Genomic DNA, 25,488 nt, shown 5'->3' with positions numbered 1-25,488 from the left:
CTCATAATTTTAGTAAATATACTTATTTTTAAAAAAAATTATTCAAGTTCCCAACCTTTACTAGCAATTTATACTCTATATAGTAAAGCAAACCCATTGTGATGGATGAAAAAATAATACAAGCCTGCAGAAAGCAACATCGTGAAGCGCAACGAAAACTGTATGAATATATGGCTCCAAAGCTATATTTCATCTGCAAACGCTATCTAAAAAAAGAGGAAGAAATAGAAGAAGTTTTAGCGGATGGATTTTATATCATTTTTACTAAAATAGATCAATTAAAGGAAAATTACGCTTTTGAAGCCTGGGCTCGTAAAATTGTGGTGAACCAATGTTTATTACAACTCAAAAAGAACCTTAACTTCAATTTGTATTTAGAAGATGTGAATTACAAATCCCAGCCTCTAGCAGAAGAAGTTACCCAACTAGAAGAAGCCGATTTATTAAATCTATTAAACTTTATTCCAGAAGGTTGTAGAACGATTTTTACTCTTTTTGTAATTGAAGGATTTTCACACAAGGAAATTGCAGTACAATTAGGCATTTCAGAAGGTACTTCAAAATCACAATTGAATGCTTCGAAAACGAAGTTAAAAGAATTGGTAAACACTTTTTACTATCAAAAAGCAAAATAATCATGGGAACAGAAGATAAATTATATAAAAAAATACAACAAGCCGCAGAAAATGCTCCTTCAGAAACTTTTCCTGGAATGGAAAAAGTATGGACGCGTGTTGAAGAAAAATTAGATAAAAAAGAAGATAAAAAAACAATTGCATTATGGAAAAAAGTGAGTATTGCAGCTTCCTTCTTAGTTTTTATAATACTAGGTTACCAATGGTCTAAAGAAGATTCAATATCAACTAAATCTAAAGATTCGATAGTAATTGATATGGACAAAAAGAATATAATTGAAGGTTCAAACCAAACTGTTGTAGAATCTGAATCCAAAGAACCTCAAATTGATAAAGAAAGAATAAACCAAACTTTCAGTAATGGAAATCAAATTCAAACCTTTGCAAATAGTAACAAACCCGATATTATAAAAATTGAGGATAGTTTAACAATGGATTATGAAATAGTAGCTAATGAAATAGTTGTTGTTGGATATGGAGTTACTAGAAAAATGGCTACCACCTCCTATGCTGTAACCCAAGTACCCTCTCAAGAAATTACTCCAAACTCTAAACCTAAAACTCCACAAATAAGAAATGGACTTATTTCTGGTGTAAACGTAACATCTTCAAATGGAATACCTGGATCTTCAACCAATGTAGTAATTAGAGGGTATAATAGTATAAATGGGAATAATACTCCTCTCTATATCATTAATGGAATTCCTATGAAAAATATAGAAACATCCAAATTAAAGCACAACAAGATTGAATCGATTCAAGTTTTAAAAGGCGTTGCTGCAACTTCCTTATATGGTGCTAGAGGTGCTAATGGAGCAATTATCATTATTACAAAAGAAAAATTATCTAAAAGAAAACTCAAAAAACTTTTAAAGGAAACTAATGACACCATTGAAAATCAAAAAATCGAGGTTGATTCCTCTCAAGAAGAATATGAGTCATTTGTTGAAAATCCTTTTACCAGTCCAAAAACGGAACCTTTATCTACTTTCTCTATAGATGTAGACAATGCTTCTTATACTAATATTAGACGTTTTATCAACCAAGGACAAACCGTTCCAAAAGATGCGGTTCGTATTGAAGAAATGATTAATTTCTTCAAATATGAATACGATCCTCCTCAAAATGAACATCCCTTTTCAATTGGGACAGAATATAGTGACTGCCCATGGAATGTGAATCATAAATTACTAAAAATTGGGTTACAAGGAAAAGAAATTGAAGATGAAAATCTACCTGCTTCAAATTTTGTTTACTTAATAGATGTTTCAGGTTCTATGAGTGATGCTAATAAATTACCCTTGTTAAAGCAATCGATTAAAGTATTAGTAAACAAAATGAGAGAAAAAGACAAAGTGAGTATCGTAGTTTATGCTGGAGCTGCTGGATTGGTTTTACCTCCAACTTCAGGAAATGACAAAGAAACCATACTAAATGCTTTTGAAAAACTAAATGCTGGTGGCAGTACTGCTGGTGGAGAAGGCATTGAATTAGCCTATAAAATAGCACAAGAAAACTTTATTAAAGGAGGTAATAATCGTATCATTTTAGCTACAGATGGTGATTTTAATGTAGGTGCTTCTACCAATAAAGACATGGAAGAACTTATTGAAGAGAAAAGAAAATCTGGAATTTTTCTCACTTGTCTTGGCTTTGGGATGAACAATTATAAAGACAGTAAAATGGAAATCTTAGCAGATAAAGGCAACGGAAATTATGCATACATCGACAATATTCAAGAAGCAAATCGTTTCCTTGGAAAAGAATTTAAAAGCAGTATGTTTGCGATTGCAAAAGATGTTAAAATTCAAATTGAATTCAACCCAAATCAGGTACAAAGCTATCGCCTAATTGGTTATGAAAATCGAAAATTACGTCCAGAAGACTTTAAAAATGATGCTATTGATGCTGGTGAATTAGGAAGTGGTCATACCGTAACAGCATTATATGAAATTATACCCACAAATGTTAAGAGCAACTATTTATTAGAAACAGACGAATTGAAATACACAAAGATAGAAAAGTCATCTAATGCGTTTACCAATGAACTAGCTACTGTTAAATTTAGATATAAAAAACCGGATGGAGATAAAAGCATTGAAATGATTCAGGTTATCGAAAATAAAGCCATCACAATTGAAAATGCAACAGAAGATTTTAAATTTGCAACTGCAGTAGCTTGGTTTGGTTTAAAATTAAGAGATTCAAAGTTAATTACTAATAAATCGACAGAAGCTATATTAGATTTAGGAAAAGAAGGAAAATCTAAAGATGAAGACGGTTATAAAGCGGAATTTATTCGTTTAGTTGAAATTGTTAAATAGTAATCATTTAAAAAAACTCAAAATGAAAAAAAAATTAATGTGCATACTTCTTGTTCTAAGTTCTGTTTTTGTTTTTGCACAAGACAGTATTCCTAAGCCAACAGTCGTAAAAATTAGATGTCAAGGAACAATCAATTCAATTCCTGCTCCTTTATATATCATAAATGGACATGTAGTTGATTCAACACTATTACAAAAAATTGAGCCAGAAAAAATAAAAGAAATTAACATTTTAAAAGGAGATAAAGCCACTTCATTGTATGGAACTAGAGCTAAAAATGGAGCTGTTCTTATTACAACAAAAAACATTTCTGATAAAAAATTGGAAAAACTCTATCAATTACATTCTGCTGAATATGTACAAAATACAGGAAAGGAGTTCATACTTACTGGTAGCATTTTAGATTGTGAAAAGTTATCAGTTATAGGTGCAACTGTCATTAATTTAAATACCAAAGAGAAAGTCCTCTCTGATTTTTATGGCAAATTTAAAATAAAAGCTCATAAAAATGATGTTTTATTAATTGAAGCCATTACTTATATATCTCAAAAAATCAGCATTAAAAATAAAGAAGAAATAACTGTTACATTAAAAGTTAATCCAAAAGAAGACCAAGGTATTTTATTAAAAAAACCAATACTTTATCTTTATCCTACTCAAGAAACGGAAGTCACGATACAATTTCATTTTAACGGTACATTAAAAACTACCTTTCCAAAATATGACAAAAACTGGAAAGTAATGGCTTCTCCAAACGGACAATTATATGACACCAAAACCAAACGAACCTACACTTCTTTATTTTGGGACGGTGAAATTGAACTTCCAAAATCGCATTACCAATACAACGAAGGATTTGTAATTGCAAAAGAAAATTTGACAACTTTCTTAATTGAAAAATTGGAACATATCGGTTTAAACAATCAAGAAACAAATGATTTTATTCAGTTTTGGTTGCCCATTTTAGAACAAAATCAATTCAATTTCATTCATTTCTTAGTAAACGATGCCTGCAATGAAGTTGCGGTAAATACAGTTCATCCGCAACCAGAAACCAGCATTCGAGTATATATGGAGTTTTTTGGTGTCAACCAATTTCAATCGGTGCCCGAACAAAAATTACCAAAAACAGAACGCAAAGGTTTCACCTTAGTAGAATGGGGCGGAACGGATGTTTCTCAAAAAATTAAAAAAAATGAATTATAAAATTATTGCTTTTCTGGTTTTCATTAGTTGGCAGAGTTTTGCACAAGAAAAAGATACAAGAATAGAAAAAGAAATAAAAATTGAAAGCAATTCGAAAACGAAAACCATTTATATTTTAGGTGGCATCGCATCTACAATTACTAAAGAAGATATCGCTTTTTCTAAAAAATACAATATTCAATATTATGATTTTGGATGTGTTGCGCCTCTAGATTTTGACAAATATGAAAAAGCAAATACACTGGTTTTTGAGAACCTTACAGCTAACTTTGGAAAACAGTGGGAAAAAGAAATAAAAAATTCAGCTATGGGTTTTTTAGAATGGAAAAAAGTAAAAAAATAGCTACGAAACTTAAAAATTTGTATTTTTAAACTAAATTTTACAAAATGAAAAAAATACTTTTATTATTGCTTGTAGCATTTATTGTCATTCAGTTCTTTCAAATTGATAAAACAAACCCACCTTTAGATCAAAATCAAGATTTTATAATGATGTACAAACCTACTGCCGAAATTGCCTCAAAAATTAAGGCTTCTTGCTATGATTGTCATTCTAATGTAAGCGAATATCCATGGTATTCCAATATACAACCTGTAGGTTGGTATTTAAAAAATCATATTGAAGACGGAAAAAAACATTTAAATTTTTCTGAATTTGGAACTTATTCTCCCAAAAAACAAGCACATAAGCTTGAAGAATCATACGAACTTATTGAAAAAGGTGAAATGCCACTTTCAAGTTATACCCTGATTCATAAAGACGCTGTTTTAACAGAAGCAGAACAAGCTACACTTATTGCCTATTTTAGAGAACTACAAGATAACTTAAAAGAGTAATTTCATTTGGTATAATTTTTGTAAATATTTTTTAAAAATTTTACATATGAAAATTATCGCCTTTTTAACAATTTTAGTATCTATAAATTTCGTACATAGTCAATCAATATATAAAAGTTGTGACGAAGGCACAAATGATGCTATTTCTCATTTTAATTCTAAAAAATATACTTTAACTACTTTAGGTCAAGTTTACTTTCCAGAATTTCAAGATTTTCAAATTAAGGTTGCAAAGGAAAAGTATGGAATAACTTTAACACGTTCAGACTGTGTTTTATTTCCATATAATTCTTGTTATAAAAAGACAATGCGAGAATTAGTTTTAAAAAAATTTGGAACTAATATTGAAGAAAAAATTTATCGAGAAGCATTAGTTAACTTAAAAAAGTCTAAAAAATATATTGAAGAAATAAAACCGAAAATAGATACTGGTTATGTTTTTAATCCTGCTCATATTAATGCAGAGTTTCCAAAAGAATATGGAACAATTAAAAATTTTTTACTTCATAATACACAAGAATTAAAAAAAATGAAATATTGGAGTGTCCTAGCTGATGTCATCATTGAAAAAGATGGAAGTATTTCATTTTTGAAATTTAATAAAGAAGATTTAAATGAAGAAGTAGAATACGAAATTAGAAGGTTACTTCTAATAATGCCTAAATGGAAACCTGCAACTTATTATGAAGAAAAAGTACGTTCAAAAAGGACAATTAGTTTTTCTTGCCGATATAATTTAGAGATAATGAATAGGATTAGAAAAGAAAGAAAATAATGAAATTAGTTTTATAAAACTATGATAAAATATATAATTAGTAATTTAAAAATTAAAATGCTATAGTTAACTTAAGTATTTTAATTTTAAATTACTAATTAGCTTTCTATTACTTCTCTATCTCTTTTAAAGAATCCATTTTTTTGATTTCCAAGAAGCCTTTCAAATCTTCAAAATGTTCTTTTACTCTTTTATTTCCAAATTCAAATACTTTGGTAGCCAAACCATCTAAGAAATCACGATCGTGAGATACTAGAATTAAAGTTCCATCAAAATCTCGTAACGCATCTTTGATAATATCTTTGGTTTTCATATCTAAATGGTTAGAAGGCTCATCCAAGATTAATAAGTTAACTGGTTCTAATAACAATTTAATCATGGCCAAACGTGTCTTTTCTCCACCAGAAAGTACTTTTACTTTCTTTTGTATATCATCACCTTGGAACATAAAAGCCCCTAAAATATTTTTAATTTGGGTACGAATGTCACCCACTGCAATGCGATCAATCGTTTCAAAAATAGTAGCTTCTCCATCTAATAAAGCAGCCTGATTTTGAGCGAAATAACCAATTTGAGCATTATGACCAATTTCCACACTACCACTATCAATGCCAATTTCTTTCATAATGGCTTTGATCATGGTTGATTTTCCTTCTCCATTTTTACCCACAAAAGCTACTTTTTGACCCCTTTCGATTACAATATTAGCATCTTTAAAAATGACCTTGTCTCCGTAACTTTTATGTAAATCTTTTACAATAACAGGATATTGACCCGAGCGTACCGAAGGTGGAAATTTCAATTTTAAAGCCGAATTATCTACTTCGTCTACTTCTACTAAAACTAGTTTTTCTAGCATACGCACACGCGATTGTACTTGCTCTGTTTTAGAAAAAGTCCCTCTAAAACGCTCAATAAAAGCCTGATTCTCGGCAATAAATTTTTGCTGTTCTTCGTATGCTTTTTGTTGGTGTGCACGACGGTCTTTTCGCAATTCTAAATAATGCGAATATTTTGCTTTATAGTCATAAATACGTCCCATAGTAACTTCTATAGTACGATTGGTAATATTATCCACAAAAGCTCTATCGTGTGAAATTACCATTACGGCTTTGGCTTGGTTTACCAAAAAGTCTTCCAACCATTGAATACTATCCATATCCAAATGGTTTGTAGGCTCATCGAGTAAAATTAAATCCGGTTTTCTCAATAGAATTTTTGCTAGTTCAATACGCATTCTCCAACCTCCAGAAAATTCACTTGTAGGTCTGTCAAAATCTTCTCTAGCAAAACCTAACCCTTTTAAAACTTTTTCAACCTCAGCTTCATAATTGACTTCTTCAATAGCATAAAATTTCTCAGAAAGTTCAGAAACCTTTTCAATCAACTTCATGTACGCATCACTTTCGTAATCGGTACGAATGGTTAACTGCTCATTGATGTCATCGATTTCTGCCTTCATTTTAAAAATTTCAGAAAAAGCCTTCGAAGTTTCTTCTCTAACCGTACATTGATCATCAGTTAACAAATGCTGTGGTAAATACGCAATAACCGTTTCTTTTGGAGCAGAAATAGCTCCTCTAGTGGGTTTATTTTCACCTGCAACAATTTTTAATAAAGTGGATTTCCCGGCTCCATTCTTACCCATTAAGGCAATTTTATCGGTTTCATTAATGGCAAAAGTTACTTCACTAAAAAGTGTGGTTCCACCAAATTCTACGGCGATGTCATTTACTGTAATCATTATGATAAAGTCAAAAGTTAAAAATCAAAAAATTAAAAGCGATACATTAGTAGGCATTTAACTTGTTTTTTTGAAGGTGCAAATATAATGAGAAAGTTTAGTTATTGTCTTTTTTGTTGAAACACTTTCTCATTTTTTTGAAAAAGGGATACATACTATTTTTTTTGAAATCTTTTTCTGTAATTTTCAGCAGTCATATTACAGTTTTTTTTAAAAGCATTACTAAAATTAGCATAACTTTTAAAACCTAATTCAAAAGCAATTTGGTTTAGAGGAATAGCTGTATCTACTAGTAAAATTTTTGCTTTTTCAATTTTACGAGTAAGTATGTATTGGTATGGAGAAACATGTACGTATTTTGTGAACATTTTCATAAAATGATGTCTTTTCCATTGTGATTTTAAAGCCAATTCGTCTATCTCTAATTTTTGTTCAATATTCTCATTGATGTAGGTAATAACTTCTTTGAGTCGATAGGGAATAAAATCATTAGGGACTTCTTTTTTTCTTAAAATATCTATTTCTTTATACTTGTAATTATTTAAGACTATAGACGTACTCGTAATTACATCTATGTCTTTAAAAGGTTTTACTATATAACCATAAGGTCTCGTTTCTTTGACTCTATCTAAAGTCTCTTTGTCTATGTAAGAGGTAATATAAATATAGGGAATACGGTCTAGTTGAAGTAAATATTTACCTAAACTTACACCGTCTTTATCTTTGTTTAAATGAATATCGATAAGTACTAATGCAATCGATTCATTTTCAATACAACTAATCGCATCATCTACATTATTAACTAAAAAAACACAGTAACCTTCGTCTTCAAGAATCGCTTTAATGTGCATGGCAATTAAAGCTTCATCTTCGACAATTAAAACAAAACAGCTTTTCATGGCATCATTTATTCATAAATTTTAAAAAATAACAAACAATTGGGAACAGTATTAAACGGACATTTATTTTTAAGCTTTTTTAAATTGTATGGTAAAATGCATACCTTCTTCATGGCTTAGGAAAAGTTTCCCGTTAATTTGTACTACTAATTGATGTACTAAATCCAAACCCAAAGAATGAATGGGACGTTTAAATTTTCCAATACCATCACCATCATCAATTACATTTAAATCGTAATAGCAATCCCCCTTTTTTTTCAGCACAAGTCGTATTGTACCCTTTTGTTTAATAATAAAAGCATGTTTGTAGGCATTCGTTACCAACTCATTAATAATTAAACCTAAAGGAATAGCAGTTTGAATATTAAAATAGATTGGCTCTACTTCGATTTGTAATTCAATTAGCTTGTTCTCATTCTTATGCGCTTCTAAAATATTCTGTGCTAACCTATGGAGATATTCTTTAAAATCAACCTGACTTAAATCTCCTTTTAAATATAAATTTTCGTGTATTAAAGCCATAGATAAAATTCTAGATTGAGAGGCTTCAACAAAGGTTTTCAAGCTTACATCTTGTTGTTTGGCTTGTAAATACAATAAGCTTTTTACCAATTGTAAATTGTTCTTAACTCGATGATGTATTTCTTTTAACAAGACTTCTTTCTCTTGAAGAGATTTCTGAGTCAATAGTTTTTCGCTTTCAATTAAAGCATTCTTTTTCTTAATAGTAATGTTGTTTTTCAAATAAAATAAAACTGAAAGTAAAGCTACAAAACAAGCAATGGAAATATAAATAATATAATTTTTTTGTTTCTCAATTTTCATGGTACTTTTCAATTCTTGAAGTTGCAAACTTTTTATTTTATTTTCTTTTTCAGAAATATTAAAATTAATTTGCAATTGATTTAGCCTATCTACATTATCAGTCTCATAATTCAAATTATTGATTTCCATAATTTTTTTAGAAAACGTAAGCGCTGTTTTGTAATTTCCTAATTCTTCTTCCACTTCAAATTTTGTTTCATATACAAACAATTTAATTTCATAATAATGATTGCCATGAAGTAATCGTAACGCTTTATCAATGTATTTTTTAGCATCGTTTAGACGGTGTTGTTTCAAACTGATTTTACTTTTAAGACCATAAGCCATCATCTTAATATCGGCTCTTGGAATTTCAACATTTAAAACTTCATCAACACACTTATTTGCTAAATGATAATCTTCTAAATAAAAATAACATTTTGAAATAAAAATATTACAATCTATTAAGCTACGATTACTCTTCTTTTTCACCAAATGCTTCTTATAATTTAAAGCCAAATCAAGAGCTTCATGATATCGTTTCATATCAAAAAAAATGATGGCTCTAGTAAAAAAAAGTAGATTTAAACCACTAATTGATTTTTCAAGATCTATCCCCATTTGGTTGAATTGTAGCGCTTCATCGAAATTTTTTAAAGAACGATAAATATTCGATGCTAAATTGTAAATTTTTATGGTTTGAGAAATATTCTTTTCAGAATCTAAGGCTTTCTTTGCATAAACTAAGGCTTCATTATAATCACTCTTAAAGTTATACATCTGACTCATAATATAATACAAATAAGAAACCTTTTCATTGTTTAGTTTCAATGCGAACTTTATATTCTCATTGAGTAAGTTTTCAGCTTTGAGATAGTTTTCATTTAGTATCAAATAATGACCAAACTTCGCATTTGCAATAAAGTAATTGTCCCAATCTTTAATTTCTTTAAAAATGGAGATAGATTCTTCAATATTGGTAAAAGCTGCTCCTTCTTGATTAGAATTTCTAAGTAGGATGGCGTTGTAAAAATAATAGAAAGCTAATCCTTTTTTGGAGTTTATTTTTTTTGAAACAGCAAATAATTTGGGATTTATTTTTTTTATTTCTTTTAAATCATTTTCTACATACAGATCACAAAGATTAATATAATAATCCATTTTTAGATGATCATCATTGGTTTCATTAATTAAAACTAGTAAGCTATCACTACTTTTTTCATATTCGTTTTGACAAAGAATGAAAGTAGTTTTAAATAAAAAAAAGAGTAAACAAATTATCTTTTGCATTATAAGCCTATAAGTTGCTAATATACTTATTCTATAATTTTAATTTTTGAATATCTAAAGATAGAAATTTATAAAAAAAACCGTCCTTAACAGGACGGTTTCCAAATCAAATTTTAATTTAATTTTACTACTCGAAACTTAACAATTCTTAAGTTACCCCTAATAATAACAAAACTAAGTCCTTTTGTAATGAAATTACTATCCTTTTGTGGCATCAACTATCGATATGTGTTATTTTTATTCATCTACTATTTTTTTATTGAAAAAATTAAGTCAATCTTTATCAACCGTATCTTGTTACACGATAATTTTCTTCCTATCTTTGATATAGAATTTTTAACAAAATCAATCTTATGAAAACGAGGATTTACAAACACCAATTAAACAGGATGAATAAAAAAATAGCTATTCTTACTTTTTCCTTAGCTTTAGCTTTTACAAGTTGTAAAAAAGAAGACAAACAAGAAGAAACTCCTGGAGAAGAGGTTAAAACCGAAGCAACAAGTGGTTTACAAATTATTTCAGATTCCACAAAAGTAAATTGGACAGCATATAAAACTACAGATAAAGTAGCTGTTGGTGGGAGTTTTAAACAAATTGAATTGAAAAATACTCAAAATGGTACTACTCCAGAAAGCGTTTTAGAAGGAGCATCCTTCTCCATTCCTGTGAGTAGTTTATTTACCAATAATGAAGACCGTGATAGCAAATTGAAAACGATTTTCTTTGCCGCTTTGAAAAATACAGAAATGATAGGTGGCGCATTCAATTTTAGAGAAGGCAAATGTTTCTTGACATTAACTTTAAATGATGTAACCAAACAAATGGAAGTTCCTTATACTTTTGAAAATAAGAAATTTGCTATTAGTTCAACGATTAACTTAGATGATTTTGGTGGTCAAGCTGCTATTGAAGCCATTAATAAAGCTTGTTTTGAATTACACAAAGGTCCTGACGGTGTGAGCAAAACTTGGAGTGAAGTAGCTATAAACGGTTCGGTTCAGTTTGAATAATAAAATATTTAATAAATGAAAAGCCAAGCAAATGCTTGGCTTTTTTAATCTGTATATTTTAAGTAAAAGAAAAGCCAAATTAAATAGAAAAAGAATCCTAGAAAAATAATGAAAATTAAAATGAAGAATAAACAAGAAAATTTATACTTTTTACTATTCATAAATTTAAAACTACATTTAAAAAATTCTTCCTTTCTTAATTTAGTATTTACTCTTATTCCATTTCCAAGAAAATAGGTTCGCGTTCTTCATCATTTAAAGCTACCGCTTCTACCCTTTCGGTAATTTGAGAACAAAAATACAAGCGTTGTCCTTTTTCAATACTTCCAAGCAAACGCAATATTTTATTTTCATAACGATTTCTAAGCAATACATCTACATCATCAAAAGCGATAACTTGTAATTTATTTACATTAAATCCTGCTCCTGAAAACATTTCGTTTAAACGATTGGGTGTCCCAATTAATACATCAATCCCCAATGAAATTTGATTTTTATCATCATCAAAATCAGTTTTATCATGCGTATAATACAAGCGTAATTTATTGTATTTATTGAGTTGTTCAAACAATTCGTATAATGCTAACACTTGTGGTTTGTCTTCCACCATAATCAAAGCCCTTGGTGATTCTTCAAAAGGCTCTTTGAGTTTGTGAATAATGTTTAAAATTAGAGCTATTGTTTTTCCAGAGCCTTTTTCTCCTTGTATAACCACATCTGCCCCACTTTTTATATATGAAAAAGTTTCTTCTTGCAATTCAGTAGCTTCTTCAAAACCGTTTTCAATTAAGGCTTTTTGAAGTGCTGCATTTATCTTTTTTAAATTCATTGATTCTTTTATTTGGGTAAAAAGTTGTTGCTTTTAACCAAAATTATTTACTAGCAAATAGTTTGACATCTTGTTCGGATATTTCGGTTCCACCAAGAATAATTAATCGTTCGACTACATTTCTAAGTTCTCTAATATTTCCTGTCCAATCGTATTCTTGCAATAATTTAATCGCCGATTTAGAAAACTTCTTCGTAGAATTACCTTGTTCTTCTGCGATTTTATGAGTAAAATGTTCTAATAAAGCAGGAATATCGTCTCTTCTATCATTCAAAGCTGGAACTTTAATTAAAATTACAGCTAAACGATGGTATAAATCCTCTCTAAAACGACCTTCTTCAATTTCTTTCTTTAGATCTTTATTTGTAGCAGCAACTACACGCACATCTACTTTAATATCTTTGTCAGCTCCTACACGTTGAATTAAATTCTCTTGTAAAGCTCTTAATACTTTTGCTTGTGCTGGCAAACTCATGTCACCAATTTCATCTAAGAAAATAGTTCCACCATTAGCTGCTTCGAATTTACCCGCTCTATCTTTTACAGCTGAAGTAAAAGCTCCTTTTACATGACCAAACAACTCACTTTCAATTAATTCAGCAGGTATTGCTGCGCAGTTAACTTCAATAATGGGTTGATTTGATCGTTCACTTTTTTCATGTAATTGATGTGCTACTAATTCTTTTCCTGTACCATTAGGTCCTGTAATTAAAACACGCGCGTCTGTTGGTGCAACTTTGTCAATCATTGTACGAATATGGTTGATTGCGTCACTTTCACCAATCATTTCGTAGTTTTTACTCACTTTCTTTTTCAAGATTTTGTTTTCAACTACTAATTTCTTTTTGTCTAAAGCATTTCGTACCGTATTCAAAAGTCGATTTAAATCTGGTGGTTTTGAAATGTAATCAAATGCTCCTAATCGCATGGTGTTTACTGCCGTTTCTAAATCACCATGACCAGAAATCATGACCATCGGAATTTCAGGTTTTATCTTTTTTACTGCCTCCAATACTTCTACACCATCCATTTTAGGCATTTTGATATCGCAAAGCACTAAATCATAGTCTTCATTTTTTATTTTTTCGGTTCCTTGAACTCCATCTTCAGCTTCATCTACCTGATAGCTATCGTTTTCTTCTGACAGTATTTTTACCAATACTCTACGAATAGCCGCTTCGTCTTCAATAACTAATATTTTTGGCATATTGTGTTTCTAATTTGTAACTAATTTCTTCTATTGGCTTCAAAGTTAATGAAAAATACATACATTTCTAGGAATGTAAATTCTGTTATTGCTTTATGATATGTACATCTCTTTGAGGGAAAGGTATTGAAATGTTATTTTGTCTAAAAATAGCATCGATTCTAAATCGCAAATCGCTTTTAATTTTGGGACTTTGCATGCCATCTGACACATAAAAATACAGTGAAAAATTCAAGGATGAATCTGCAAAATCTTCAAACAAAACCAAAGGCTCTGGTTCATTTAATACATTTTCAGCACTTTGAGCACATTGCAACATTAGCCTACGAACTAATTCCACATCGCTACCATAAGCCACACCTACATCTACTTGTTCTCTATTGGTAAAACTATTTTGAGTCCAGTTAAAAAGGGTATCCATCATAAACTTATGATTTGGAATTACCATTACCCTATCGTTTCTTGTGACTACTCTAGTAGTTCTTAACTTTATTTCTAGTACTTTTCCAACTTTACCATCTACTTCAACAATATCGCCTACATGCAAAGATTGATCTAAAATTATCAATACTCCAGAAATAATATCTTGGAACAATTGTTGCAATGCGAAACCTAAACCAACCAATAAGGCTGCTGAGGCAGTTAGAAGCACGCTCATATTTACGCCAGAGACATCTAAAGCAAAAATAACTGCGAAAATAAAAACGATATAGCGGATAAACTGAAAGAAACTAATGAATCTATTCTTATCTTCTAATGGCAATTTTCGAGTTACCACCATTCGAATTAATTTCAACAAAAAACTAGTTAAAATAAGAACGATTAAAAGTAAAGCAAATGTTCCAACAGTTATATCAATAGTATCTGTATCAATTAATTTAAAATTGATAATTTTTCTAAACGTTTCAAAAACATTAGTTTCGTCTAATACCGATTCCATAGTAAGTAATTGATTTATAAGTGAAACCTTCTTCTCCTACAAAAGCTAACCCTTCTTCTCTTTCGACACTGCCTTTCCTTATTCCTATTACTGCATCACAACATTTTGCAATAGCTAACTTTTTTAAATCACTAATTACCTGACTGTCATTATCATAATTAGCGCCTTGAATTTCTATTAGACCGACTTTTTCATATTCAAAATTAATAGGCTCCCCTTCAAAATATAATGCTACAATACTATCTTTTTTCTTACATGTTATTGGTTCATCCTGCAAAGACGTAAAAACCTCTTTGGGATAATAACCAATACAAGAATAGGAAAAAGCAATAAGGCCAGCTATAGCAATATTTTTTTTTGTCATTTTTAATATTTCATCCACTTAAACAATTCTTTCCATGTAGGTTTTTTACCATACATTAAAATTCCAACGCGATAGATTTTGGCTGCAAACCAAACTACAAAGATAAAACTTCCAAATAAAAGTACTATAGAAAGAATCAATTGCCAATAATGTTGCGGTTCTAAAAATGGAATTCGCATTAACATTACGATAGGAGATGTAAGTGGAATAATGGAGAAAACAGTAGCAACCGTTCCGTGAGGATCATTAATTACAGTGAAAAACCCAATATAAACTCCTAAAATCAATGGCATTATAATAGGCAATAAAAATTGTTGCGAATCGGTTTCAGAGTCCACTGCTGCACCAATAGCTGCATATAATGAGCTATATAAGAAATACCCTCCAATGAAGTAGATTACAAAACAAAACAGCATAAGGCCTAAAGGTAAATTTACAATTTCTGTAATGTAAGATTGTAGTTTTAGCATTCCCGCTGATTGTTCTGCTGCTTGCATCATTTCTGGAGACATAGATGCATTAGAACTTAGTTGTAAACCAAAAAATGTTTGAGCCACAAAGGCTAATAAAAGTCCAACAATTATCCAAATTAAAAACTGAAGTATACCCGCTAAAGAGTTACCAATAATTTTACCCATCATTAATTGAAACGGTTTCACAGATGAAATTATAATTTCAATAATACGATTGGTTTTCTCTTCAATTACACTTCGCATGACAAAATTACCGTAGATAACAATAAACATCATGATTAAATATCCCATAAAACCACCAATAGCAATTTTAATTTCGTTTAATCCTTTTAGACTTTCTCCTCCAGAAAATTTAGATAATTTTAAATTAGAATTCACTTTAGCACCAACAATCATTTGTTCGTCTAATCCTAAATTTTTCAATCGATCTGAAGTTAAAACAGAATCTACCTTTTCTTCCACTTGACCAATGAAATTAATGCTCGCACTATTTTCAGATATATATTCTACTTTATCTTTTAATGATTGAATAGAATCAACTTTTGGTATATATAATAGGCCTTCATAATTTTTAGAAGCTGAGTCTTTCGCAATATCAAAAGGCATAGCAGAAATATCCGTATAGTGATAATCTTTATTATTTTTAAAAGTAGATTTAACATATCCTCCTTCGTCGTGAATGGCTATTTCTGTAGCTTTATCTTTATTCATTGAAGATAAATATCCTACTAATACTGCAATTCCAACAAATAACATTGGACTTAAAAAAGTCATTACAATAAAGGATTTGTTTCTCACTTTTGCAATGAATTCTCTTTTTAAAATTAAGAATAATTTGTTCATTTTTTTACTTGTATTTGGTAACTTTAGTACGCGAATTATTGGGAAACAGTTTGAATAAAAATATCATTAACACTTGGTATTTTTTCGACAAAGTGTGTTACTTGTCCAAAATTGGTTAATATCGATAATAGTTCGTTAGAAGAGTGATTCCCAACATTAATTTCTAATTTTATATCCTCATTTAAAGATTTAAAATGCGTTGGATTTACTTCAAATTTTTGCGTTAACTGATACATAAGTCCTTCAATGTTATTCGTTAAAATACCAATTTGAAACGTATTGCTTCTGTATTGTTGTTTCACATCGTTTAATTTACCTTCAATTAATTTATTCGATTTATGAATTAAAGCGATGTGATTGCACATTTCTTCTACGCTTTCCATACGATGCGTAGAGAATATAATAGATGTTCCTTTTTTATTTAATTCAATAATTTCATCCTTAATTAAATTGGCATTTACCGGGTCAAAACCAGAGAAAGGTTCGTCTAAAATTAATAATTTGGGTTGGTGTAAAACCGTAACTACAAACTGAATTTTTTGAGCCATTCCTTTAGATAGTTCTTGAATTTTTTTATTCCACCATTCTTGGATACCAAATTTTTCGAACCAAAATTGCAATTGTTTTTTAGCTTCTTGATGAGATAATCCTTTCAGTTGGGCAAGATAGAGACATTGTTCACCCACTTTCATAGTTTTGTACAAGCCTCTTTCTTCTGGAAGGTAACCAATGTATTGAATATGATTAGGGTTTAGTACTTTTCCGTCTAATAGTACTTTACCTGAATCAGGCATGGTAATTTGATTAATAATTCTAATGAGTGTTGTTTTTCCTGCTCCATTTGGACCTAAAAGACCATAAATACTGCCAGAAGGAACAGCTAAAGAAACATTATTTAAGGCTGTGTAATCTCCATACTTTTTGACTACATTGTTTACTTCAAGTATATTATTCATATTGGTTTATTTTAAGCAACTGCTGCTGCTCTATTTTTTAAGTTGATGATACAATGAATTAAGGTAAGATATAGCATTTCTTTGTTATTACTTGTAAAAGTAGTGTTTTCTTGAATACAATACTTCGTTTTCCAAATCTTCCATTGGTACTGACAAGAAATAAAAAGCAGCTCCTTTCCTTCCTCATTTAGTAAGCTGTAATTTGATTTCCAAATGCTTTTCCTTTTTAATTTGAAAACTTCGGTTTTACTTTCATCATATAATTTTAGGTGTACACTACCATTCCATTGAAATATGGCAGAGAGAATTTTTTGATTCCCATTATAAATGGAAAAGTTAGACTTCCAAATACTAGGCTTTTTTATTATAAAGTTACCTGAGTCATTAATAAAAAAAGAAGGATAATTAACATTGAACCAACCTTTGTAGTTCATTTCTCCGAGTACAGAATGATTGTGTATCAGATTGTACGTATTACAACTTTCTGCCATTACAAAATATTCCATAATACATTATTTACTGCAATAATTAGTATAGATATTTTAGAAATGTTACAAAAAACCCATCCCTTTTTTACGAAGGATGGGAAAAATTGCTATGAAAAAGAAAAATTCACTTTCCCTAAGGAAGTGAATTTCAAATGTATATATTTTTATTTAATTATGAAAACATATCCTTTACTTTTTCAAAAAAAGATTTGTCCGATTTTTCAGGGGATGGTTTAAAATTATCTTCACTTAATAAGGATTCAAAAAAGGACTTTTGTTCTTTATTTAATGATTTTGGAGTCCAAACATTAACATGTACTAATAAGTCCCCACTTCCATAACCATTTAAACTCGGTATACCTTTTCCTTTTAATCTAAGGATTTTACCCGATTGAATTCCTTCTTCTAATTTGATTCTCACTTTTCCACCAACTGCTTCAATTTCTTTAGAAACCCCTAAAGCAGCCTCTGGAAAACTAATGTATAAATCATAGTGTAGATTTTCACCTTCACGCTTCAAAAACTCATGCTCTAATTCTTCAATGGCTACAATTAAATCACCAGGAATACTATTACTTCCAGGAGCTTCATTTCCTTTATTAGAAACTTTTAATTGCATTCCGTCAACTACTCCTGCTGGAATTTTGATTGAAACTGTATCGTCTTCCATTACCATACCATACGCATCAGCACCAGCTGGTTTAGCATCTAATATTTGACCTGATCCACCACATGTAGAACATGTAGAGGCTGTTTGCATTCTACCTAATATTGTATTGGTAACACGCATTATTTGCCCGCTCCCATTACATGTTGAACAGGTTTTATAGGTAACTCCTTTTGCTTGAACTTTACGTTTAACTTTTACTTTCTTCTCTACACCATTTACAATATCTTCTAAGGTAAGTTTCACTTTAATCCTTAGATTACTTCCTTTCACCCTTCTTTGACCACCACCACTAAATCCGCCTCCAAAACCGCCTCCAAAAGCACTTCCAAAAATATCACCAAACTGGCTAAAAATATCATCCATATTCATATGACCGCCTCCAAAACCGCCTGCACCATCAAATGCCGCATGACCGTATTGATCGTAGCGTGCTTTTTTGTCAGGATCACTTAATATTTCATAGGCCTCCGCAGCCAATTTAAAATTTTCTTCTGCTGTTTTGTCACCTGGATTTTTATCAGGGTGGTATTGAATCGCTTTTTTTCGATACGCTTTTTTAATTTCTTCAGCAGATGCTCCTTTGCTTATTCCTAATATTTCGTAAAAATCTTTTTTCATAAACTTCAAAAATTCCTATTTATAATCTTTTTTATTTTGTTGTATAAAATAGATTATTAATTACCTATCACTACTTTTGGAAAACGAATAATTTTATCTCCCAGTTTATAACCTTTCTCAATAACATCAACAATTTTTCCTTTCAATTCTTGAGAGGGAGCAGGAATTTGAGTAATCGCTTCAGCAAAATCTGCATTAAAATCGTCACCTGCTTTAATTTCAACAACTTCCAATCCTTTAGACATTAAAGTAGATTTCAATTTTTCATGAATTAAGGCTACACCAGTAACCAAAGCTTCGTCTTCCGATTTAGAAATTTGGTCCCAAGCTCTATCAAAATCATCCAAAACTGGCAACATGGATTGTAATACTTCTTGATTCGCTGTTTTAAATAAATCAATTCGCTCTTTAGTGGTTCTTTTTTTATAGTTTTCAAATTCAGCAAATAAACGCAAAAATTTATCCTTTTCTTTTGCTAAATCTTCTTGAAGTTGTTCTTCAACTGTTAAAGCAACAGGCTGATTTTCTGAAACATTCTCGTCTTGAATGATCTCTTTTTCAATATTTTCCTTTTCAATATTTTCAGTATTATCCTGACTCATACTTATATTATTTAGATAAATTTTATTTACTTGATATCGCAAATGTACTGCCAAAAAAATAAAAATGCCAAATTGTCACTGAATATACTAGCTATATTTCAGAAATTCAGTCTTTATTCTTTTTATTTATCCCTATATTTGGACCTATTGATTAAAAAATTAGAAATTCATTATGAAAAAAAGCATTTTAAGTCTAGTTGTATTTGGGCTATTATTTTTTAATAGTTGCAAAGAAACTTCAACTGAAAATACTGAAAATAGTACTAATGAGAAACATCTAACAACTAATTATTCTGGAAATTATACTGTTGACACCACTTTTTCTATTATTGATTGGATTGGTTCTAAACCTACTGGTGAACATACTGGTACAATAGAACTTAAAGAGGGTAACTTTGAAGTAATTAATGGTCAAATAAACGATGGTTTATTTATCATTGACATGACTACAATTAATGTTACAGATTTAGAAGCAGAAGATGAAAAAATTAAATTAGAAAGCCATTTAAAAGGATTAGGTGATAAAAAATCTGAAGATCACTTTTTTAACACTTCAAAATTCCCTACGAGTTCATTTAAAATCAACTCTTGTATACAAGAAGGAGATAAATTCATGATAAAAGGAACCTTAACCATAAAAGAAATTGCTAATGTTGTACAATTTCTAGCAAAAATTTCAATTTCAGAACATGAAATTTCTATAATTTCAGATACTTTTAAAATTGACAGAACAAAATGGGGTATTGACTATGCCTCTAAATCTGTTTTTGATGATTTAAAAGATCAATTTATTGATGACGAAATTGAACTAACTGTAAAAGTAAAAGCTACAAACTAGTTTTGTAATATTTCTATATAAAAATATCGTTATTTGTGTAGCGACTTTTTTATGTTAATAGTTCTTGCAAGGCTTTATCCAAAGAAGCATATTTAAATTGAAATCCTTTTTCCAAAATTTTTCTAGCACTCACATTTTGACTCGTAAATAAGATTTGATGCATTTCACCAAGTATTATTTTCAGGACAAATTTTGGAATATTAGGCATAAAATAAGGCACAGCTAGAGTCTTAGCAATAGCTTTGGTTAATCCTTCATTGGTCACAGGATAAGGAGATACTGCATTATAAATCCCTTCTAATTTATGCTGAATAATATAATAATATAAAGAAGCTAAATCATGATTATGTATCCAAGATTGGTATTGTTTACCAGTCCCAAAAGCGGCACCCAAACCTAATTTGATAGGTTTTGCCATTTTTTGTAATGCTCCTCCTTCTTCAGCTAATACAATACCTGTTCTAACTTTTGATACAAGAATTCCCAATCGCTCAAATTGATCCACTTCTTCTTCCCATTGTTGTACAACTTCCCCTAAGAAAGAAGCGTCAACTTTCTGATTATCTTCACTATAAACAGCATCATAGCTACTCGGATAAATACCGATAGCAGAAGCTGAAATAATATGCTTCACTTGATTTTGATTCTTAGAAAGTGTTTGAAATAATAATCGAGTAGATAAAACTCTACTATTTATAATCTCTTCTTTATAAGATGTGGTCCATCTTTCTGATACAGAAGCCCCTGCTAAATGTACAATAACATCTACTTCATCCAATGCATTTTTATCTATGTCACCAGCATTTGGGTTCCAATAAAAACCTTTATAATTGGATTCAGAGACTAATTTAGATTTAGAAGTCGATAAATAATGTACTGTTACTCCATTTTGAAGTAATAAGCTGGATAACTCATTTCCCACCAAACCAGTCGCACCTGTTATTAAGACTTTCATACGCTATCTTTTTTAACAAAAATACAAAGTAATTCAGTGCGTTACTATTTAATTAACGAATGTTAACATGTGTACCAATTAACCTCTTGTCTTAATGGTCCATTCAAATTGCATTTCAGAAACTTGTTCTCCTTTTTCATTTACACCAATAGAAGTCAACCAAATGGTCTGACCTTCTTTAGTACTTATTGCTTTTTGGATGGTTTCTTTAATTTGATTTCCCTGCACACAGGTAAATGTAATTCTTCCAGTTGCCTTTTTTGTAAAACTACTTTTATTATTTGCTACTAACATTGAAATATTGGCCCCACTTTCTTTAATTTGATACATAACTAAAGCACCCGTTGTAAATTCAGCTGCCATAGCTTGAACCGCAAAATACATAGAATTAAAAGGGTTTTGATTAAACCATCTGTGTTTTACTGTAACTGAACAAGTCTCTGGATTAATATTCTTAACTCTAACGCCAGACCAGTAAGCGGATGGCAATTTAAAGAACATGAAAGTATTTAATTTTGATGGTGTAAATCGCATAACTAGTATATTTTTTTTGTAAAAATACAAAAAATACTATGCACTCATACTATTTTTATTAAATGTTAATTTTTTGTTAAATATTAGTACTATGCGTAACATAATACTAGTTTTTAGACTTATCTTTGTATAAGAAATTAATAGCTATAAGATAGTTCTTTTAAAAATCATCAAATCTAAAAACAAATAATTATGGAAACTTCAAACGAAAAAAGCATAGGTTCATTAATACATCTAAGTACATTGAGTCAGTATTTAATTCCTTTCGGAAATTATTTATTTCCTCTATTACTTTGGTCATCTAAAAAAGAAAAATCTGCTTTTATAGATTATACTGGAAAACAAGCTTTAAATTTTCAATTAAGTATGTTGTTATATTCTTTAATTGCTTTAGTAATTGCAATTCCTACTTGCTTGTATTGGTTTATTAATATAATTGAAAGATTAGAAATCAGTGACCAACAAGTTACAGTAAGAGAAATCATAACTGCAGAAAACATAAGTGGTATGGTAATTCTTGGTATCGTCGCTGTAATAATTGCACTTTTTTTAAAGTTAGGTGAATTCTTTTTAATTATTTATGCTTCTTTTAAAAGTGCAAACGGAGAATATTATCACTATCCACTAACCATAAATTTTATAAAATAGTTTCAATCATCAAATCACAATCAATCAATCAATCAATCAATCAATAAATTACTCAATAAAATGAGGAATTTAAAAAATCAAAAAATGAACAGTTTAATTAAAAAAACAAAATGAATTATGAATATTGAAAACACAAAAGCTCAGATGAGAAAAGGTGTTTTAGAGTTCTGTATCCTTTCTGTCTTAAAAGAAAATGATGCGTATACTTCTGAAATTCTAGAGACTCTAAAAAATGCAAAATTACTAGTAGTTGAAGGAACTGTATATCCTCTATTAACTAGATTAAAAAACGATGGATTGTTAAATTATCGTTGGGAAGAATCCACATCGGGACCACCAAGAAAATATTATGGCCTAACCGAATTAGGGAAAGAATTTTTAAATGAATTAAATAGTACCTGGACAGAATTATCTGATGCAGTGAATATAATAACACAAACTAGCCAAAATTAAGAGTCATGAACAAAACAATTAGTATAAATTTAGGAGGTTTCTTTTTTCATATAGATGAAGATGCGTATCAAAAATTATCACGTTATTTTGATGCTGTAAAAAGATCGCTTTCACCTGAAGGAAGAGATGAAATCATAAAAGATATTGAAAGTAGAATTGCTGAACTTTTTCAAGAAAGAATTAAAAATGAAAAACAAGTAATTACACTTTCCGAGATTGATGAGGTTATCGCCATCATGGGGCAACCTGAAGATTACAAAATAGATGAAGAAACTTCATATAGTAACGAAAGAACGTATACTTCAAGTTCTAAAACGGGAAGAAACAAACGATTATACAGAGATAAAGACAATGCCATTTTAGGAGGTGTCGCTTCTGGTTTCGGACATTATTTTAACATTGATCCATTATGGATACGTTTAGGAATTGTATTAATCGTTGTTGCGGGAGTAGGTAGCCCAATATTAATCTATTTATTATTATGGGTTATTGTACCTGAAGCAATCACCACCTCTCAGAAATTAGAAATGAGAGGTGAACCGATTACAATTTCTAATATTGAAAAAAAAGTCAAGGAAGGAATTAACGACATTAGTGATAAAATCAACAACATTGATCATCAAAAAATAGCAAATTCTGCTCGATCTGGGGCGAATCAAATTGGTGCAACACTTAGTGATTTATTCCTAAGCTTTTTTAAAATCATCTCGAAAGTAATTGGATTATTTATCATCTTTTTCTCTGCAATGGCTTTGCTAGGAATACTTATTGGGTCCATTTTTATGATATTCTCCTCTTCATTACCTGATTCGTATATCTTTAACAATTTCCATACACCTCTAGATTTTGATGTACCTATGTGGATACAAGGTTTGTTATTATTGTTTGCTGCTGGTATTCCATTGTTTTTCTTATTAGTATTAGGAATTAAACTACTGGTAACCAACATGAAATCTTTGGGTAACAACTTTAAATATTCTTTATTAGCTATTTGGATTGTTGCGCTTATTGGAATTACCTATTTAGGAATTCAACAAGCAACTGCAGTGGGTTTTGAAGGCAAATCGGTAAAAAAAGAACAAATTTTCATCCAACCAACAGATACTCTTTTTGTAAGAATGCAGTACAATAATTATTATGCGAAGAGTTTGTACGAAAGAGAAAACCACAAATACACGCACGATGAAAATAATAAAGAAATTATTTATTCTACAAAGGTTAGAGTTCATTTTCTAAAAACAGAAGAAAATCAGCCTTTTTTACAAGTAGAACGTTCAGCAACAGGAAAATCTCATAAAGAAGCAACAAGCCGTTCAGAAAAAATAAGATATAATTTTGATATTCAAGGGAATAGAATTACTTTAGATAATTATTTCACAACGGCTTTTGGAAACAAATTTAGAGATCAGGAAGTAAATATATACATCTACTTACCAAATGGAACCTATGTAAAACCTGATGAAAGCATTCAAGACTATGATAGATCGGATAATGATTTCTTCAATTTACATTATGATTCTGACGAATATATATATCAAGTAGAAGGAAATAAAACAATCTGTACCAATTGTCCGGTTGAAGATAACGATGAGGAAAGTGACAATGAAGACGAAGATACTGTAGAAAAAATGTCTATTCGAGTAAACAACAAAGAAATCAATATTGATGTTACTGATGATAGACTACGAATTGAAGCCGAATAAAAAAATCAATAACTAATAAACAACTTGTCATGACTAAATTAATTATTCAAATAACAAAATTGTTTGTAATTGCACTTACCGTTTTGTTATTACAATCTTGTATGAATTCCAATTGGAATCGAGAAACTATTTCGGGAAATGGAAATATTGTTGAAGTGAGTAGAACTGTAGATAAACCTTTCCAAGCTGTAAAAGCGCAAACTGGTTTAGACGTAATCATAAGACAGGACAACAACGTAAGTATTAAAGTTGAAGCTGATGAAAATTTACTAGATCATATTTTTACTGAAGTAAAAGATGGAGAATTAATAATACATTCTGATGCTAATATTTTAAACTACAAAGCTAAAAAAATCTATGTTTGCGCACCTAATTTAAACAAAATTTCCTCTTCAAGTGGCGCAAGTATAAACAGTGAGAAAACATTAGACTTTGATAATTTAGAATTAGAATCGAGCAGCGGTAGTGTAATAGATATTACTGTGAAAAGTAATTATCTATCCTGCGAGAGCAGTAGCGGCAGCTCCATTATTGCTAAAGGAAGTGCTAAATCAATTACTACAGAATCTTCAAGTGGTAGTACCATAGATCTAGAAAATTTGATTGCAGAAAATGGTCAATCTAGTTCGTCTAGCGGAAGTTCTACAAATGTAAATGTTACTAATGAACTCAAAGCTGATGCCTCGAGCGGAAGCAGTATTCATTTTGTAACGAAGCCTTCTTCTTTAATTAAAGATGAAAGTTCCGGAGGTAGTGTTTCTTCAAAATAATAACTTTTAACAAACATCAGCTAATCACTGATGTTTTTTTTATATTTGCTCTATGTTATTCTTTTTTCA

26 protein-coding genes are annotated in these 25,488 nt (G+C 30.0%); 12 read left to right on the top strand and 14 right to left on the bottom strand.

Features of this window, described 5'->3' with window-relative positions; translation table 11 throughout:
* The first annotated feature begins 101 nt into the window (after window positions 1–101).
* The 6 genes from FHG05_RS14625 to FHG05_RS14600 are packed head-to-tail and all read left to right on the top strand — an operon-like array spanning window position 102 to window position 5,778.
* The gene (locus tag FHG05_RS14625; protein ID WP_140998848.1) at window positions 102–635 is read left to right on the top strand and encodes an RNA polymerase sigma factor; all 534 of its coding nucleotides are present in this window, start codon (window positions 102–104) and stop codon (window positions 633–635) included.
* Between the two features lie 2 nt (window positions 636–637).
* On the top strand, window positions 638–2,959 hold the full coding sequence (locus FHG05_RS14620; RefSeq protein WP_232338100.1) for a vWA domain-containing protein: 2,322 nt from the start codon (window positions 638–640) through the stop codon (window positions 2,957–2,959).
* 22 nt (window positions 2,960–2,981) lie between these two features.
* Complete coding sequence (locus FHG05_RS14615) at window positions 2,982–4,166, top strand: TonB-dependent receptor plug domain-containing protein (RefSeq protein WP_140998847.1); 1,185 nt, start codon at window positions 2,982–2,984, stop codon at window positions 4,164–4,166.
* A complete protein-coding gene (locus FHG05_RS14610; RefSeq protein WP_140998846.1) occupies window positions 4,156–4,509 on the top strand; it encodes an FEKKY domain-containing protein in 354 nt (117 codons plus the stop codon). The genes FHG05_RS14615 and FHG05_RS14610 overlap by 11 nt, the downstream gene beginning before the upstream one ends.
* Window positions 4,510–4,553: 44 nt before the next feature.
* Window positions 4,554–5,003, top strand: a complete 450-nt coding sequence (locus tag FHG05_RS14605; RefSeq protein ID WP_140998845.1) for a heme-binding domain-containing protein — start codon at window positions 4,554–4,556, stop codon at window positions 5,001–5,003.
* Window positions 5,004–5,049: 46 nt separating this feature from the next.
* Complete coding sequence (locus FHG05_RS14600) at window positions 5,050–5,778, top strand: hypothetical protein (protein ID WP_140998844.1); 729 nt, start codon at window positions 5,050–5,052, stop codon at window positions 5,776–5,778.
* Between the two features lie 109 nt (window positions 5,779–5,887).
* Here FHG05_RS14600 and FHG05_RS14595 read toward each other — a convergent pair whose 3' ends face one another.
* The 3 genes from FHG05_RS14595 to FHG05_RS14585 form a co-directional block, all read right to left on the bottom strand.
* Window positions 5,888–7,522 (bottom strand): ABC-F family ATP-binding cassette domain-containing protein, encoded by a 1,635-nt coding sequence (locus FHG05_RS14595; RefSeq protein ID WP_140998843.1) that lies wholly within the window; start codon window positions 7,520–7,522, stop codon window positions 5,888–5,890.
* A gap of 155 nt (window positions 7,523–7,677) precedes the next feature.
* On the bottom strand, window positions 7,678–8,421 hold the full coding sequence (locus tag FHG05_RS14590) for a response regulator transcription factor (RefSeq protein ID WP_140998842.1): 744 nt from the start codon (window positions 8,419–8,421) through the stop codon (window positions 7,678–7,680).
* A gap of 69 nt (window positions 8,422–8,490) precedes the next feature.
* Complete coding sequence (locus FHG05_RS14585; RefSeq protein WP_140998841.1) at window positions 8,491–10,515, bottom strand: tetratricopeptide repeat-containing sensor histidine kinase; 2,025 nt, start codon at window positions 10,513–10,515, stop codon at window positions 8,491–8,493.
* Between the two features lie 353 nt (window positions 10,516–10,868).
* Between FHG05_RS14585 and FHG05_RS14580 the strand changes: the two genes are divergently transcribed.
* Window positions 10,869–11,528, top strand: a complete 660-nt coding sequence (locus FHG05_RS14580; protein ID WP_140998840.1) for a YceI family protein — start codon at window positions 10,869–10,871, stop codon at window positions 11,526–11,528.
* Window positions 11,529–11,742: 214 nt separating this feature from the next.
* Here FHG05_RS14580 and FHG05_RS14575 read toward each other — a convergent pair whose 3' ends face one another.
* From FHG05_RS14575 to FHG05_RS14535, 9 genes are all read right to left on the bottom strand, one after another.
* On the bottom strand, window positions 11,743–12,357 hold the full coding sequence (locus tag FHG05_RS14575; RefSeq protein ID WP_140998839.1) for a DEAD/DEAH box helicase: 615 nt from the start codon (window positions 12,355–12,357) through the stop codon (window positions 11,743–11,745).
* Between the two features lie 43 nt (window positions 12,358–12,400).
* Complete coding sequence (locus FHG05_RS14570; protein ID WP_140998838.1) at window positions 12,401–13,564, bottom strand: sigma-54-dependent transcriptional regulator; 1,164 nt, start codon at window positions 13,562–13,564, stop codon at window positions 12,401–12,403.
* An 85-nt stretch (window positions 13,565–13,649) separates the two neighbouring features.
* Window positions 13,650–14,504 carry a mechanosensitive ion channel family protein gene (locus FHG05_RS14565; RefSeq protein ID WP_140998837.1) on the bottom strand — a complete coding sequence of 285 codons (855 nt, stop codon included), beginning with the start codon at window positions 14,502–14,504 and terminating at the stop codon, window positions 13,650–13,652.
* Window positions 14,479–14,868, bottom strand: a complete 390-nt coding sequence (locus FHG05_RS14560; RefSeq protein ID WP_140998836.1) for a hypothetical protein — start codon at window positions 14,866–14,868, stop codon at window positions 14,479–14,481. Before FHG05_RS14560 ends, FHG05_RS14565 begins: the two co-directional genes overlap by 26 nt.
* A gap of 2 nt (window positions 14,869–14,870) precedes the next feature.
* Entirely contained in the window at window positions 14,871–16,184 is a 1,314-nt protein-coding gene (locus FHG05_RS14555) for an ABC transporter permease (RefSeq protein ID WP_140998835.1), read from the bottom strand.
* A gap of 35 nt (window positions 16,185–16,219) precedes the next feature.
* Window positions 16,220–17,140 (bottom strand): ABC transporter ATP-binding protein, encoded by a 921-nt coding sequence (locus FHG05_RS14550; RefSeq protein WP_140998834.1) that lies wholly within the window; start codon window positions 17,138–17,140, stop codon window positions 16,220–16,222.
* An 11-nt stretch (window positions 17,141–17,151) separates the two neighbouring features.
* Window positions 17,152–17,646 carry a hypothetical protein gene (locus tag FHG05_RS14545; RefSeq protein WP_140998833.1) on the bottom strand — a complete coding sequence of 165 codons (495 nt, stop codon included), beginning with the start codon at window positions 17,644–17,646 and terminating at the stop codon, window positions 17,152–17,154.
* Between the two features lie 154 nt (window positions 17,647–17,800).
* The gene (gene dnaJ / locus FHG05_RS14540; protein WP_140998832.1) at window positions 17,801–18,916 is read right to left on the bottom strand and encodes a molecular chaperone DnaJ; all 1,116 of its coding nucleotides are present in this window, start codon (window positions 18,914–18,916) and stop codon (window positions 17,801–17,803) included.
* 56 nt (window positions 18,917–18,972) lie between these two features.
* A complete protein-coding gene (locus FHG05_RS14535; protein WP_140998831.1) occupies window positions 18,973–19,518 on the bottom strand; it encodes a nucleotide exchange factor GrpE in 546 nt (181 codons plus the stop codon).
* A gap of 172 nt (window positions 19,519–19,690) precedes the next feature.
* Here FHG05_RS14535 and FHG05_RS14530 point away from each other — a divergent pair, with 172 nt between their 5' ends.
* Window positions 19,691–20,356 carry a YceI family protein gene (locus FHG05_RS14530; RefSeq protein ID WP_140998830.1) on the top strand — a complete coding sequence of 222 codons (666 nt, stop codon included), beginning with the start codon at window positions 19,691–19,693 and terminating at the stop codon, window positions 20,354–20,356.
* A gap of 49 nt (window positions 20,357–20,405) precedes the next feature.
* Here the strand turns inward: FHG05_RS14530 and FHG05_RS14525 are convergent, their stop codons facing one another.
* Both FHG05_RS14525 and FHG05_RS14520 read right to left on the bottom strand, forming a co-directional pair.
* Window positions 20,406–21,311 (bottom strand): TIGR01777 family oxidoreductase, encoded by a 906-nt coding sequence (locus FHG05_RS14525; RefSeq protein WP_140998829.1) that lies wholly within the window; start codon window positions 21,309–21,311, stop codon window positions 20,406–20,408.
* Between the two features lie 78 nt (window positions 21,312–21,389).
* Entirely contained in the window at window positions 21,390–21,845 is a 456-nt protein-coding gene (locus tag FHG05_RS14520; protein WP_140998828.1) for a DUF4442 domain-containing protein, read from the bottom strand.
* A 192-nt stretch (window positions 21,846–22,037) separates the two neighbouring features.
* Between FHG05_RS14520 and FHG05_RS14515 the strand changes: the two genes are divergently transcribed.
* The 4 genes from FHG05_RS14515 (at window position 22,038) to FHG05_RS14500 (ending at window position 25,419) form a co-directional block, all read left to right on the top strand.
* Window positions 22,038–22,493 (top strand): DUF4870 domain-containing protein, encoded by a 456-nt coding sequence (locus tag FHG05_RS14515; RefSeq protein WP_140998827.1) that lies wholly within the window; start codon window positions 22,038–22,040, stop codon window positions 22,491–22,493.
* A gap of 117 nt (window positions 22,494–22,610) precedes the next feature.
* Window positions 22,611–22,946, top strand: a complete 336-nt coding sequence (locus FHG05_RS14510) for a PadR family transcriptional regulator (RefSeq protein WP_140998826.1) — start codon at window positions 22,611–22,613, stop codon at window positions 22,944–22,946.
* A gap of 5 nt (window positions 22,947–22,951) precedes the next feature.
* The gene (locus FHG05_RS14505) at window positions 22,952–24,649 is read left to right on the top strand and encodes a PspC domain-containing protein (protein ID WP_140998825.1); all 1,698 of its coding nucleotides are present in this window, start codon (window positions 22,952–22,954) and stop codon (window positions 24,647–24,649) included.
* A gap of 29 nt (window positions 24,650–24,678) precedes the next feature.
* Window positions 24,679–25,419 (top strand): head GIN domain-containing protein, encoded by a 741-nt coding sequence (locus FHG05_RS14500; protein ID WP_140998824.1) that lies wholly within the window; start codon window positions 24,679–24,681, stop codon window positions 25,417–25,419.
* Window positions 25,420–25,488 lie beyond the last annotated feature (69 nt).

The sequence above is a fragment of the Flavobacterium profundi genome (genome assembly GCF_006491645.1).
GTDB classification, from domain to species: Bacteria; Bacteroidota; Bacteroidia; order Flavobacteriales; family Flavobacteriaceae; genus Flavobacterium; species Flavobacterium profundi.
This window is presented reverse-complemented; position numbering and strand designations above follow the sequence as displayed.

Excerpts from the sequence above, each read along its gene's own strand:
- FHG05_RS14625 (WP_140998848.1), top strand. The coding sequence starts at position 102 with ATGGATGAAAAAATAATACAAGCCTGCAGAAAGCAACATCGTGAAGCG.
- FHG05_RS14620 (WP_232338100.1), top strand. The coding sequence starts at position 638 with ATGGGAACAGAAGATAAATTATATAAAAAAATACAACAAGCCGCAGAA.
- FHG05_RS14615 (WP_140998847.1), top strand. The coding sequence starts at position 2,982 with ATGAAAAAAAAATTAATGTGCATACTTCTTGTTCTAAGTTCTGTTTTT.
- FHG05_RS14610 (WP_140998846.1), top strand. The coding sequence starts at position 4,156 with ATGAATTATAAAATTATTGCTTTTCTGGTTTTCATTAGTTGGCAGAGT.
- FHG05_RS14605 (WP_140998845.1), top strand. The coding sequence starts at position 4,554 with ATGAAAAAAATACTTTTATTATTGCTTGTAGCATTTATTGTCATTCAG.
- FHG05_RS14600 (WP_140998844.1), top strand. The coding sequence starts at position 5,050 with ATGAAAATTATCGCCTTTTTAACAATTTTAGTATCTATAAATTTCGTA.
- FHG05_RS14595 (WP_140998843.1), bottom strand. The coding sequence starts at position 7,522 with ATGATTACAGTAAATGACATCGCCGTAGAATTTGGTGGAACCACACTT.
- FHG05_RS14590 (WP_140998842.1), bottom strand. The coding sequence starts at position 8,421 with ATGAAAAGCTGTTTTGTTTTAATTGTCGAAGATGAAGCTTTAATTGCC.
- FHG05_RS14585 (WP_140998841.1), bottom strand. The coding sequence starts at position 10,515 with ATGCAAAAGATAATTTGTTTACTCTTTTTTTTATTTAAAACTACTTTC.
- FHG05_RS14580 (WP_140998840.1), top strand. The coding sequence starts at position 10,869 with ATGAAAACGAGGATTTACAAACACCAATTAAACAGGATGAATAAAAAA.
- FHG05_RS14575 (WP_140998839.1), bottom strand. The coding sequence starts at position 12,357 with ATGAATTTAAAAAAGATAAATGCAGCACTTCAAAAAGCCTTAATTGAA.
- FHG05_RS14570 (WP_140998838.1), bottom strand. The coding sequence starts at position 13,564 with ATGCCAAAAATATTAGTTATTGAAGACGAAGCGGCTATTCGTAGAGTA.
- FHG05_RS14565 (WP_140998837.1), bottom strand. The coding sequence starts at position 14,504 with ATGGAATCGGTATTAGACGAAACTAATGTTTTTGAAACGTTTAGAAAA.
- FHG05_RS14560 (WP_140998836.1), bottom strand. The coding sequence starts at position 14,868 with ATGACAAAAAAAAATATTGCTATAGCTGGCCTTATTGCTTTTTCCTAT.
- FHG05_RS14555 (WP_140998835.1), bottom strand. The coding sequence starts at position 16,184 with ATGAACAAATTATTCTTAATTTTAAAAAGAGAATTCATTGCAAAAGTG.
- FHG05_RS14550 (WP_140998834.1), bottom strand. The coding sequence starts at position 17,140 with ATGAATAATATACTTGAAGTAAACAATGTAGTCAAAAAGTATGGAGAT.
- FHG05_RS14545 (WP_140998833.1), bottom strand. The coding sequence starts at position 17,646 with ATGGAATATTTTGTAATGGCAGAAAGTTGTAATACGTACAATCTGATA.
- dnaJ (WP_140998832.1), bottom strand. The coding sequence starts at position 18,916 with ATGAAAAAAGATTTTTACGAAATATTAGGAATAAGCAAAGGAGCATCT.
- FHG05_RS14535 (WP_140998831.1), bottom strand. The coding sequence starts at position 19,518 with ATGAGTCAGGATAATACTGAAAATATTGAAAAGGAAAATATTGAAAAA.
- FHG05_RS14530 (WP_140998830.1), top strand. The coding sequence starts at position 19,691 with ATGAAAAAAAGCATTTTAAGTCTAGTTGTATTTGGGCTATTATTTTTT.
- FHG05_RS14525 (WP_140998829.1), bottom strand. The coding sequence starts at position 21,311 with ATGAAAGTCTTAATAACAGGTGCGACTGGTTTGGTGGGAAATGAGTTA.
- FHG05_RS14520 (WP_140998828.1), bottom strand. The coding sequence starts at position 21,845 with ATGCGATTTACACCATCAAAATTAAATACTTTCATGTTCTTTAAATTG.
- FHG05_RS14515 (WP_140998827.1), top strand. The coding sequence starts at position 22,038 with ATGGAAACTTCAAACGAAAAAAGCATAGGTTCATTAATACATCTAAGT.
- FHG05_RS14510 (WP_140998826.1), top strand. The coding sequence starts at position 22,611 with ATGAATATTGAAAACACAAAAGCTCAGATGAGAAAAGGTGTTTTAGAG.
- FHG05_RS14505 (WP_140998825.1), top strand. The coding sequence starts at position 22,952 with ATGAACAAAACAATTAGTATAAATTTAGGAGGTTTCTTTTTTCATATA.
- FHG05_RS14500 (WP_140998824.1), top strand. The coding sequence starts at position 24,679 with ATGACTAAATTAATTATTCAAATAACAAAATTGTTTGTAATTGCACTT.